Here is an 11807-nt window from a genome sequence, read left to right on the forward strand (position 1 = left end):
CCCGCACCCAGGAACAGTCCGGTTCCGATCGCGCCGCCGATCGCGATCATCTGCAGCTGGCGCGGGCGCAACGCCTTGTGATAGCCCGCATCCTCAGCATGCAGAGCGTCCGCGGGCGCCGACACTTCCGCGGAGGGTTGAACGGTTGTCATGGTGAAGCCTTTCACGTGACGGCGATCATATCGCTGCTTAATGTAACGCTATTCAACGGCACGTTCAACAGGAATCGCAAAGTCGTAACAGCGCGGAAACGAAGCATCGGGTTCCCACCCGCTCTGACCTCGCGTTTGCTTGATCGTGCCGCTGAATATCGGTACGCTAGACACGTTTTCGGCTGATGGAGCGCGCACATGGCATGGTTCGAACGGGAGTTCATCGCGGTCCCCGAAGACCGTAAGAACCAACTGGTCTACAAGTGGCCGGACGTCAACATCCGGCGCTACAGCCGGGCCATCGTCAATGCCGACGAGATCGCACTGTTCGTCAAGTCCGGGCAGGTCGTGGCCGCGATGGGGCCTGGGCGGCACCGGATCGATGCCGATGAGCTGCCGGTCCTCGGCGCACTCGTGGATACGCTGACCGGCAACAACTTCTACCGCGCCGAACTGTATTTCGTCTCCACCCGCGAGTTTCCCGGCATCAAGTTCGGTGGCCGCCTGGCCGATATCGCCGATCCGGTCAGCGAACAGGTCGTGACGCTGCGGGTCTTCGGGGAATTCGCGCTGTCGGTGCGGGATCCGGCCGAACTGGTCACCACCTTGGCGGGCACCACCGACCTGACCGTCCCAGCGACGGTGGAATCCTGGAGCTCGGACCTGCTGCTGAAGTCCATGAAAGTCGCTGTCACACAGGGTATTTCCCGGGGCGACTGGCCCGTACTCGGCCTGTCCGGGCAGTTGGAGCCGATCGAAGCCGCCGTCGTGCGCCAGACCAATCTGACGCTCTACGAATACGGCCTGCGCATCCCGCGCCTGGGCAACTTCGACATCACCCTCGCACCAGAGGATGCCGACCGCATCAAACGACTCGCCAAGGACGTCACCTACATTCGACTGGCCGGCGACTTCCAGCGCTATGCGGCAGGCGAATTGGCGCTCGGCGCGGGCCAGGGCTTCGCCCACGGCCACGGCGGCGGCGACGGATTCCTCGGCGCGGCACTGGGTTTGAATGCCATCCAACAGCAGGCGCCGAGCAACCCGTGGCAGCGGCAGGCGATTCCGGCTGCCGCACAGTCGGTTCCGGCTAATGCGCAGCCTGCATGCGCTGGGTGCGGAACCGGCAATCCGACGGACGCCCGGTTCTGCATGAACTGCGGTGACCCCCTGGCACCCCGCCCACGCTGCACCGAATGCGGAGCGGATCTGACTGCGGCAGCGAAGTTCTGCGGCAACTGCGGCACCGCCGCCGCAAGCTGACCACGCTCGGCTCTGATCTCGCAGAGGTCGACCACCCCCACCTCAGCTGCTGACGCAGATCTTCCGAGCTCGCGCACACCATCGACGCCGTCGCATACTGACTGTCCACGCGACACACCGATCCGAAAGCCAAACGCTAGGCGCGAGCTCAGATTTGGCGCGGACCAAGGCACCGGCCCCGCCAAGATCTTCTCCTGTGTCAATGGCCATTTGCAGGTCAGGCATGCGATCCGACTACCGGCCACAAGTACTCATCCCTAACCCGGGAGAACCCACTGGGAACGCACCGAAAATCCAGGAAGCACCGCTGCCGTTTCGGAAGCGCTACAAGTGGCAGCGGCTCCGCTCTACACCGGCCCTGTCGACAAGCTCGACAAACCCATCACGACCGTCCAATGGCACGACATCACCGATGACGACCACTACACCGAACTCCACGACCAACACCGCACCATCCACCCCACCAACCCAGCAGATCTCACCGCACAGTTCACCGCTTGGATCAACGCCGCCACGATCCCGAAGACCGCTGGGCACCCCGAACTTCAAATGCCTCGAGCCCCCCAATCACCCACGAGACCACCCGCCAACCGAGCGAATCAATCCATACCCCACCACCACTCATGCCGAGAGAGCCGAGAATGCGCTGGTGCACATGCACTCTCGACGTTCACCTGCATGAGCGCATGGTGATCGCTCGTCCAAGGCACTGACGTGACCGTTCACCGGTAGCATGCGCGGAGAGTATTTACTTTGCGATTTTGTACTTCAGCGCCTTGCTCGGTAGCACATCGCGCCACAGGTAGTCGACCGCGCAGGACAGGACTAGGAGCCGGTTCACACGTTTGTCGTGGATGTCGACATGGCAATAGTGGAATGATCCGCGGTGCCGAATTTCGAATCCGGCGGACTCCGCGCTGCGGTACTGCAGTCGGTCGCCGACCAACTGAAATGGCCACCACAGAGCTTCTAGGCTGCCCTCTTGCGCGACTCCCCGAAGGAGTTTCCTGCTGTGCAATCCCGCCGCACCGACACGTTGTCCCGGCAATTCACCCAAGCCGAACTGATCGAAAATGCGATTCTTTCGCATCCCTGCGCGCTCATCCCGGATTTCCCCGATGCGATTCCCGTCACGGCCCTGAGCAAAGCCGCGAGAGACAATCCCTACGGGGATGCGCGGATTCTTACCGACCGTCACTTCGAAGACAATGTGACCGTCAGCCTCTGCAACGGCGCGCAACAAGGCGATCTGTGTGGGGCGCTTCCCCCGAATCAGGCTACCGAAACCGAAGGGTTCGTACACACCGAATATCGTTGCTTTGCCGCGCTCCAGGTGCGTCCATAGCGTGAAACTTGACAGCTCGTCGAGCATACGTCCCTCCTGCACAATTCCTTCAGTGAATCCTTACACCGAGGGCAACAGCGCGATTCGCGCCGAACCCGCTTCGGCGTTCCAACTCTTGTCCTTCTCGAATTCGAAACCGTGCTGTTCTACCTGGTCGATGAGGCTCCCGACGTCCAGCGGCGATGCCGCGGAGGTGACAACTTGCTGCAGGGTCTGCTGAGTCTTTTCGACCTCGTCATCGATGTTCTTGAAAATATCGATGATGTCGTTGACACCCTGCACTATCTCTCTGACAATCTTGTATATTTCGTAGCCCTTGTAAGCGGTCCAGGCCGCGGCGGCAGCATCGGCGAACGGATCCTCCGGCCCCAGCCCCGCGATTTCGATGGCGGCATCGCCTGCCAGCATTTCGCCGACCTTTTTGATCAGCTTGTTTATTGCCAAATTGAACAATGCGTTGATACCGGCAATGGCTGCCTTCGCCAGTTCTATGATCGCGTGATAGCCGTCTTCATACGCCTTGGAAACAACCTTGGCAGCGTCACCTATCCCACCGATACCCATCGTCCATTTGAACATGTACGAATCGAATGCGGTGGCCGTCGCTCCCCGCCATTCACTGCCCAGCTTCCACGACCCTTTGCGCAACGTACCCGCCACCACATAGCAGCCATCCCCCAATGTGTCATACGCGCCGTGCAGGTAGAACAGCCGATCCCAGTCCCCCAACAGCGGCTTCAGCAGCTGATCCCGGAGATCGTTTCCAGTGATCGCCTTGTAGACGGATTCAGCGGCGGCGGCGTAGTTGAATTTTCCGGTGATGGTTGCCAGGTTGCTGATGATGCCACTGTCCGGCGGATCGGGCGGTTGCACCAGCTTGAAATCCTCGTTCTCTACGCTGAAGTCGCCAACGAGACTTCCACCAGGCAGCGACGAGATATCCGGAAACCCAGACAGCGCATCGGGATAGATCTTCTGCAGATCTGCTGCGTTCTGCTCATCTTGCGTCCGCAACTGGGTGTTCACCGTCGAGACCTTGTCGGTGATCACACCCATGCCCCCCTGGCACTGTGCGAGCTTGCCGCTGAAGTACTGGGCGACCTCCGGGACGTAGGGCTGCAACTTCGCCAGCAGCGCGGTCAGCCCGTCGGTCTCCGAACACTCCTTGCCGGTCCAGGTGACCATTGCGGCGAAATGGTCGGTTTGGGCGGATACCAGCTTGTTGTATGCCTCGAAGTCGGTACTGGGCGGCACAACCAGCACATCGGCCACAGGTCCCCCTCGGAGTCGAAATACGATCCGGCACAGGCTATCCGACGATGATGTGGTCCGCGCGCGGGCCTGCATTACGATCGGTCGGACGGGCGACGCGCTGGGAGTTTTCGTGGAACAGTTCAATATGGACGCCGTACTTGCCACCATTGACCGGAAAGAGGCGGAGCTCGCCGCTGCGAGCCGACAGATATCGTCGATTTCGGTGACAGCGCGATCCAGCGACGGCCTGGTCGAGGTCAACGTCGGCGGCACCGGAACCGTGAAAGCGGTTCATCTGGCTCCGGAAACATTCCGCCGGAGCAGTCCGCACTACCTTGGTGGATCCGTTGTCGAGGTCACACGGCGGGCTGCCGAGCAGGCAAATCGGGCCCGGCAGCAGGCTATGACGCCGATCAGCGCCGCGCAGCGGGAATTGACCGAAGGATTGGCCCCGGCGCGGGCATCCAGGCCGCCTGCGGTCGCCCAACCCATGGATTCGACTGTCAGCGCGGCATCGACGGACCGACTCGTCCGAATCAGCGTAAATCCAATGGGATTCGTGACCGCCGTTGATATCTCGCCGAACGCATTCCGCTCCAGCACTCCAGCCCGCTTGGCCGCCGCAATCACGGAGGCCGCCCAACGGGCCGCCCGCCAACTGTTCGAATCACGTTCTGCTGCAATCGAACCCTATATCGATCAGAGCATGGACGCTCCCGAAGCACCGGATCTGAAAGCGCTCTATCCGATCCCCGCAGCAGTGGAAACCCTGCCGCCGGTCGCAGCCGAACCGCCCACACCGACTGCTCCAGCCAAGCTGCCACAGCCGGGACCGTCGGATTCCGCAGCCGGACATGTCATCCCGGGAACCCGCAAACCCAACCGCGACCAGGTGTTCATACCCGACGAACCTGATGATGACGACCTGTACTTCCAACAGCACCGTCAAGACGGATGGCTTCGGTAACCCCGACGGATCCAAGATCAGCCCGATCCGCAGTACACCTGCTACTTATCGGTGAACAATCGGGTTTCGATCCGGACGCCCACTTCCACCCGGGCCGATCGATGCCTTCCCATAGGCAGGCGCTGGACTGCTGCCCGACCGTTCGGGTTTGGTCTCGGCGACCCCTTTTGCGTCGCTTTCGCCATCATCGACCGAGGCGGCAAGCTGGTGTCCAAGAAGCGAATCGGTGACAACCCCACCCCAGCCGAAGCCTTCGGAGAACTGACTGAGCAGGTGAATCCTGGCACCGATTACAGGTGAAATTGAGCGTCACGTGACAGCTCCAACGGTGATTCGTGCAGGCGAGTTTCGACATCCCTTTGGAGGTGTATGGGCTGGGCTTCGCCGCCCAGGGCCCGGGGATTGAAACCGCCTTGCAGGCTAGGCTTCCGGCATGAGCACGGCGCAGTCCGACGACCTTCCCGGTCGACAGGAGAAGCGACGACTACGGTCACAACTCGCCTGGTACCTGTTGCACGCCTGCACGGTTGCGTCTTGCGTGGGCGCACTCCTGCGGGCGAGTGCCCCGGACGGCGCCGAGTCGTTGCTGTTGTGGTTCTTCTTGATCAGCGCGTCGTTCGGGTTGTTCTGCGTGATCATCGGCTACCTGACCCGGGTAGTCGTAACCCGGCGGCTTCGGGTTCCCGAACTCGGTCCCCTGCTTGTGCCTGCGCTGGTGGTGGCGTTCACCGTGACGGTGTGGAGCGTAGACCTACCGATCGCTGTGCGCTGGCAGTTCTCGGCGCACAGCTTCGATGAAGCCGCACAGCAGTTGCGCGACGGTGTCGACCCGGGGACGTTCGAAGGTCACCGTCTCGGGCTCTACCGAATCGACAGTGCGGACCGCAGCGCCTGGGGTATCTACTTCAGAACCAGCCCCATGACGGGCAACTGCTCGAGCGGGGGCGGAGGATTTGCCCAGCTTACCGGTGCCTCTCGCACGTCAGACAAATTCCATCACCTGAATGGTGACTGGCATTGGTTCTGCCTCGACAGTGCTGGCAGCGAAGTGACAGTGCCAGACCACCCCATCGGGGGATCGCGCTAGCCAACAACCAGAAAACACCGTGGATCCACGCCACCGGCACCGAATCAGTTTCCGCAGCTCGACAGTTAGCGGAATCGGAGGTCTGCACCTACCGATCCGAACGGGCACCTCCGCAAAGGAGGCCGGTCTTTGGTGCAGGCGTCCCATTCACCGAACCTGTTGTACAAGAGGATTTTTCGAGGATTGCTTCTGACGCGTGTCGGTAAGCAGTACGGCAGCTGTCGTACTCCATCGCTCACATCGGAGCATGGTCGCGTTGCCACGTGCGGAACAACAGGTCCGATCTCGTTGGCGACCGGGGCGCTGGTCTGCCACGGCGCTTCCTTTCCCGGACTGGGCGTCGCACATCGGCTCTCCACACGAGACGCCGGTCGGAAAACCAGAAGCTATGCGCGAGCGTGGATTTGACCGAGGGGGAGATAGCAGACGGCCCCATCGCGACCTTGGGGTCGTCGGGATGGGGCCGCTATGGTGGTCGGTATTGCGGGAGGATCAGGGGCGGAGGTCGAATTCTCCGGCTGCGACGCCTGCGGTGAATGCGTCCCATTCGCCTGGGGCGAAGACCAGCGCTGGACCGCTCGGGTTCTTGGAGTCCCGGACGCCAACCCCGCCCCCGTCGAGCCACGCCACTTCGACGCACTCGGTTTGGCCGCTGCTGTGGCTGCTCTTGAACCAGTTCACCTCGGACAGGTCAATACTCACGCTGCATAACTCCTTGCTGCCCGTCTGAGCAGTTCTCGCGATCTCGTTTCATCCATGCAGGTACTCCGGATGGCCGTAGCAAGCTCAGCATAACGCCGTACATCGTCGACGTTCTCGAGATACAGATCCGCTTTACCAGCACCTTCGAAGTAGACCAGCGGCGGTTCGACTGGGTTGCCCTTGGTATCGGTTCCGAAGTCGAGGATCACGAACGGGCCATGCAACAGACCTCGCAGGCACCCACTCGTAAACGGATGTACATGTATAGAGGCGTTTGGCAGTTTGCTGATCTCAGCCAAATGCCGCAGCTGTGCGGCCATGACCCGAGAGCTGCCAACGACGCGGTGTAGAGCTGATTCGTGAAGCAGCAGCTGGAGTTTCACCGGTTCGGACCTGCGGGTGATGATCGCTTGCCGTTTCAGCCGCAGCTCCACCCGGCGGGCGACGTCCTCCGGACTGCTATCTGTGTAGAACGAGTTGATCAGTGCTCGCGCGTAGTCGGCCGTCTGCAACAGGCCCGGGATGATCTCGTGGTACGAAATCAACTGGCGCGCAGACGCTTCGAGCCCGACGTACATATTGAATGTGGAATCGCTGTAGAGCCCGTCGAACGCTGTGTGCCAACTCTTTACCTGTGCCTTTTCTGCGAGTTTGAGCACGCGGCTCGTTTCGTCCGCCACCACCCCATAGGTCTCGCACAGGGCTCTGACCTCGCGGATCTTGACCTTCGCCACCTGCGCGGTTTCGATGCGGTGTAGCCCGCTCTTGCTCAGTTCTGCCAGCCTCGCAGCCTGGTCGAGGGACAGTCCCTGTCCCTCACGGGCTTCGCGCAGGAAGCGCCCCAGCTGTCGCCGGGGCAGGGTTGAAGCATCGTCTTCGCTGGTCAATGTTGTTGTACCCCCTGCAGATCTGGAACGGTCAGGACCTCGAGTTCGGGACGCACAGTACGCCGGATCTGGGATACGTTCTGCGGCTTTGGGATGACTTCTTTTGGGAGTCCCATTTCGGCTCGTTTCATCGTATCGCTCGTGGTGTGCTGAGTCACAGCGTTCGGGTGACACCGCAGGCTGGGAGCCGAACAACTTCCAAACATTGCGACCGCTGTCACCGGGGCGCCCCACAAACCAGCACACCGACCAGGTTCAGGGGGAACCATGACACACACGCAAACCATCAAGTCGCTGCCGACGACGGCAGGTGACAAGCCGAAAGCCGTTGGGTTCGTTCGCAATGACGTATCCGGCCTGCATGCCCCGCGCCATGCCCTCGACGTACAGCGGCACGCGAGCACGCTCGGCTATCAGTACGTGTACACCGTTCGGCCGCCTGCCGATGCCGACGACCCGATCGCTTATGCGCTCGGCATAGCGGCCGGTCTCGACGTCCAAGTGATCGTCGTGTTCGATCTCGGTCACGTGGATTCCCAGCCGGCGTTGGTCTGTGACGAGGGGTTCGATCTGGAAACCGTTTGCCCACAAGGTACTTGGGTGCGCTCGGCTCAGCGCACGCCCGGCGTCGAGATGGGGGCAGCGTGATGAACACGGATGCTTTGCTCGCCCTGCCGAATATCTGCGGCTCGGCCGAGGTCGAATTGGCGCACACACAGATGCGCCGACACCGGGCCTGCCGGATCCAGCGGTGCGCGTGGAAGCGAGTCGCGTACTACACGCTCGTGCGGCACGGCCGGATCGCGCCGCCGAAGCTGAGCCCGCGCGAACGTGCCCGACTGCGCGGGATCGACTTCCCTATCGACACCAGCGACCGGCCCCTCCCCGAGGGCACACCCGAACTCCGGACGCTGCACCAGGTGCTCGACGGGCTCGCCCAACTCGCACTACCGCCGACCTCCCCCGGCAACGGCGGCGAGCGGTGAACGGCCATGGGCCCGTGGCAGATAGTGCACTGCATCCTCGCGGTCGTCGGTGGCGGCGCCTTCGCGATGGTCGGCGTGGCGTGTGTGTGGCCGATCAACCAGCCACGCCGCGACCGGCCCGCCGCACGCCGCTGCCGTCTGCGCCCGGTCGAATGGCCGAAGGCGTGGACGTGCGGCCCACCCGATCAGCCACTCACGCTGGCCGATGCCCATGTGGCGATGCAACTGCACTGTGAGCACGACTGCGCTCGAAAGCACGCCGCGTTCGATGCGCTGGTCGCAGCCGGACGCATCCACCCCGATTCAGCACGACAACACCGACTTTGGGGCAAACCTTGGGGAGGCACCATGAACGGCGCGGATGACCCGTGACGCCCGAGCCGATCCGACTGCCCCACAATTGCGTTTTCACGAGGCACGAACCGAGCGTTAAAAGGATCCGCCGCCCCGGCGAAAAGCCGAGGCGGCGGATCTTTTGTGCTGCGGCATGGCTGCGGCAAGCTCAGCCCAAAACGCTCGCCGCCGCAGCGGATTCCCCGCTGCTCACCTTGCTGCGCACCTGCCGGGCGGCCACGGACAGCGTGGCCAGATCATGGGTGCTCGCGGCGTAGATTTCCTCGAGCGCACCATCATCCCCGCGAATGCCGGGATCCGCTGCGGAGTCCGGATCCCGACATTCGCAGGGATGACGGGGACCACGCCGGGATCCAGCACAGGGCCGGATCCCGGCATCCGAGCCGAGGTCAGCTCGAAACGGCCGCCGTTGCAGCGGATTCCCCGCTGCTGACCATGCTGCGCACCTGTCGCGCGGCCACCGACAGGGTGGCCAGGTCGTGCGTGCCCGCGGCGAAGATCTCACCGAGCGACGCATCGGCGCGCGCCAGGCGCGAGCGGTTGACCGACTCCCAGTCGGCGATCTTCGTCGCAGCATCCTCGTGCGATTCGGATCCGGTCAGCACGTCCAAGGTCAGCGAGCGCAGCGAATCGTAGAGATCGTCGCGGAGCGCGAGCCGGGCCAGTGTGCGCCACCTGTCGTCGCGCGCGAGATTGCTCACCGCGGTCAGCAGCCGCTCGATGTGGAAGTGTTCGTCGAGCGCGTAGTAGAGCACCGCGACCTCCTCCGCATCCCGGTCGGCGATATCGGCCACGTCGATGATGTCCAACAGCGGGAACAGGTGGATGAGGCGGAACACATGCTCGGCCAAGTCCGCTGGCGCACCCTGCTCGACTGCGGCGCGCGCATGCGTCGCCAGATCCTCGGCATGAGCCGCGGGCAGCCGAGCGGGCAGCATCTGCCCCGCCAGCTTGCGCACGCCATCGCGGTAGCGGGCGATATCGGCGCCGATGGCAATCGGCTGCGGACGGCTGGTCAGCAGCCAGCGGGATACCCGATCGAGGGTGCGCCTGGTCTCCCGCTCCAGGGCGTCGCGCGCCGCCGTCGGCATCGGAGTCGTCCGGATGCGCTGCCAGAGCGTGTGCAGATCGAACACCTCGGTTGCGACGGTAAAGGCGCGCACCGCGTCTTCGGTGCTCGCGCCCGCCTCTTCGGCCAGGCGGAACGCGTAGGTGATGCCGCCGTGGTCTACCACATCGTTGACCACCATGGTGGCCACAATCTGGCGGCGCAGCGGATGCCTGCCGATCGCGTCGGCGAACCGATCCCGCAGCGGCTTCGGGAAGTACGACCGAAGCACCGACTCGAAGGCCGCGTTATCCGGCAGCTCACCGGCCAGCAAGTCATCCTTGAGCGAAAGCTTCACGTGCGCGAGCAGATTCGCCAGTTCCGGCGAGGTGAGCCCGCGCCCTTCCGCCGTCCGCTTTTTCAGCTCGGCATCCGAGGGCAGTGCCTCGAGCCGCCGGTCCACGCCGCGGCGGAATTCGAGGTCAGCGATCAGCCTGCGATGCACGCCGGACAGGGGCACCGATTGGGCGCGCGAGAGGCCCATCCGGAAGTTCTGCGAAATATTGTCGCGCAGTACGAGTTCGGAGACCTCGTCGGTCATCGCGGCCAGCAGTTCGGTGCGATCGGCAGTGGCGAGCTCACCGCCGGAGATGACCGCATCGAGCAGCACCTTGATATTGACCTCGTGGTCGGAGCAGTCGACGCCCGCCGAATTATCGAGCGCGTCGGTATTCATCCGGCCACCGTTCGCGCAGTATTCGATGCGGCCGAGCGCGGTGGCACCGAGGTTGCCGCCCTCACCGATCACCTTGGCGCGCAACTGGTTCGCATCGACACGCACGGCATCGTTGGACTTGTCACCGGCATCGGCATTGGTCTCGGTGGAGGCCTTGATATAGGTGCCGATGCCGCCGTTCCAGAACAGATCCACCGGGGCGAGCAGGATCGCGCGGATCATCTCCGGCGGGGACAGGGTGGTCACACTGGGATCCAGATCCAGGGCCGCGCGCACCTGCGGACTGACCGGCACCGCCTTGGCGGACCGGTCGAAGACGCCGCCGCCCTTGCTGATCAGCGCCTTGTCGTAGTCGGCCCAGGATGAGCGCGGCAGCGCGAACATCCGCTGCCGCTCCCGGAACGAGATCGCCGCATCGGGATTCGGGTCGAGGAAGATGTGCCGGTGATCGAAGGCGGCCACCAGCCGAATGTGCTCCGAGAGCAGCATGCCGTTGCCGAAAACGTCGCCACTCATATCGCCGACCCCGGCGACGGTGAAATCCGTTGTCTGCGTGTCGATATCCATTTCGGCGAAGTGCCGCTTGACGCTTTCCCACGCGCCCTTGGCGGTAATGCCCATCGCCTTGTGGTCGTACCCCACCGAACCACCCGAGGCGAAGGCGTCGCCGAGCCAGAAACCATACTGGCGCGCAACATCATTGGCGATATCGGAGAAGGTGGCGGTGCCCTTGTCCGCGGCGACCACGAGGTAGGTGTCGTCGCTGTCGCGACGCACCACACGCTCCGGTGGCAACACCTCACCCGAGGCATGATCGACGTTATCGGTCACATCGAGCAGACCCGAGATAAAGGTCCGATAGCAGGCAATACCTTCGGTCAGCAGCGCCTGCCGGTCCGCGCTCGCGTCACCGGTGGTCACCGGCGCCCGCTTGACCACGAACCCGCCCTTGGCGCCGACCGGGACGATGACCGCGTTCTTCACCGCCTGCGCCTTCACCAGACCCAGGATCTCGGTCCGGAAATC

Annotated in this window: 12 protein-coding genes and 1 pseudogene; 6 read left to right on the top strand and 7 right to left on the bottom strand. The window is 63.2% G+C overall.

All coding sequences use genetic code 11. The features are described from left to right. Positions 1-152 (bottom strand): annotated as a pseudogene (locus tag ABZ293_RS41605) (L-asparagine permease); the annotation flags it as partial. Between the two features lie 198 nt (positions 153-350). Here ABZ293_RS41605 and ABZ293_RS41610 point away from each other — a divergent pair. Continuing rightward, positions 351-1415: an SPFH domain-containing protein gene (locus ABZ293_RS41610; protein WP_355189846.1), complete on the top strand. Its 1065-nt coding sequence runs from the start codon at positions 351-353 to the stop codon at positions 1413-1415. Between the two features lie 748 nt (positions 1416-2163). On the opposite strand, the gene ABZ293_RS41615 is transcribed toward ABZ293_RS41610, so the two are convergent. The 3 genes from ABZ293_RS41615 to ABZ293_RS41625 are packed head-to-tail and all read right to left on the bottom strand — an operon-like array spanning position 2164 to position 4309. Continuing rightward, positions 2164-2787 carry a hypothetical protein gene (locus ABZ293_RS41615; protein ID WP_355189847.1) on the bottom strand — a complete coding sequence of 208 codons (624 nt, stop codon included), beginning with the start codon at positions 2785-2787 and terminating at the stop codon, positions 2164-2166. Between the two features lie 33 nt (positions 2788-2820). Further along, on the bottom strand, positions 2821-4032 hold the full coding sequence (locus ABZ293_RS41620) for a hypothetical protein (RefSeq protein ID WP_355189848.1): 1212 nt from the start codon (positions 4030-4032) through the stop codon (positions 2821-2823). A 37-nt stretch (positions 4033-4069) separates the two neighbouring features. After that, entirely contained in the window at positions 4070-4309 is a 240-nt protein-coding gene (locus ABZ293_RS41625; RefSeq protein WP_355189857.1) for a hypothetical protein, read from the bottom strand. Between ABZ293_RS41625 and ABZ293_RS41630 the strand changes: the two genes are divergently transcribed. Both ABZ293_RS41630 and ABZ293_RS41635 read left to right on the top strand, forming a co-directional pair. Beyond that, entirely contained in the window at positions 4238-4981 is a 744-nt protein-coding gene (locus ABZ293_RS41630) for a YbaB/EbfC family nucleoid-associated protein (protein WP_355189849.1), read from the top strand. The genes ABZ293_RS41625 and ABZ293_RS41630 overlap by 72 nt on opposite strands. Before the next feature lie 538 nt (positions 4982-5519). Beyond that, complete coding sequence (locus ABZ293_RS41635) at positions 5520-6068, top strand: hypothetical protein (protein WP_355189850.1); 549 nt, start codon at positions 5520-5522, stop codon at positions 6066-6068. 492 nt (positions 6069-6560) lie between these two features. Here ABZ293_RS41635 and ABZ293_RS41640 read toward each other — a convergent pair whose 3' ends face one another. Together ABZ293_RS41640 and ABZ293_RS41645 are read right to left on the bottom strand one after the other, a co-directional pair. Then, a complete protein-coding gene (locus tag ABZ293_RS41640) occupies positions 6561-6770 on the bottom strand; it encodes a DUF397 domain-containing protein (RefSeq protein WP_355189851.1) in 210 nt (69 codons plus the stop codon). Further along, positions 6767-7657, bottom strand: a complete 891-nt coding sequence (locus tag ABZ293_RS41645; protein WP_355189852.1) for a helix-turn-helix transcriptional regulator — start codon at positions 7655-7657, stop codon at positions 6767-6769. The genes ABZ293_RS41640 and ABZ293_RS41645 overlap by 4 nt, the downstream gene beginning before the upstream one ends. Positions 7658-7924: 267 nt before the next feature. Here ABZ293_RS41645 and ABZ293_RS41650 point away from each other — a divergent pair, with 267 nt between their 5' ends. The 3 genes from ABZ293_RS41650 to ABZ293_RS41660 are packed head-to-tail and all read left to right on the top strand — an operon-like array spanning position 7925 to position 9015. Further along, complete coding sequence (locus tag ABZ293_RS41650) at positions 7925-8305, top strand: hypothetical protein (protein WP_355189853.1); 381 nt, start codon at positions 7925-7927, stop codon at positions 8303-8305. After that, positions 8305-8643, top strand: coding sequence for a hypothetical protein (locus ABZ293_RS41655; RefSeq protein WP_355189854.1), 339 nt, complete (start codon positions 8305-8307; stop codon positions 8641-8643). Before ABZ293_RS41650 ends, ABZ293_RS41655 begins: the two co-directional genes overlap by 1 nt. A 6-nt stretch (positions 8644-8649) precedes the next feature. Next, a complete protein-coding gene (locus ABZ293_RS41660; protein WP_355189855.1) occupies positions 8650-9015 on the top strand; it encodes a hypothetical protein in 366 nt (121 codons plus the stop codon). 371 nt (positions 9016-9386) lie between these two features. Here the strand turns inward: ABZ293_RS41660 and ABZ293_RS41665 are convergent. Then, the coding region (locus ABZ293_RS41665; protein WP_355189856.1) for an NAD-glutamate dehydrogenase domain-containing protein at positions 9387-11807 on the bottom strand (2421 nt) is incomplete at its 5' end.

This window comes from Nocardia sp. NPDC005998, from assembly GCF_040614395.1.
GTDB lineage: Bacteria > Actinomycetota > Actinomycetes > Mycobacteriales > Mycobacteriaceae > Nocardia.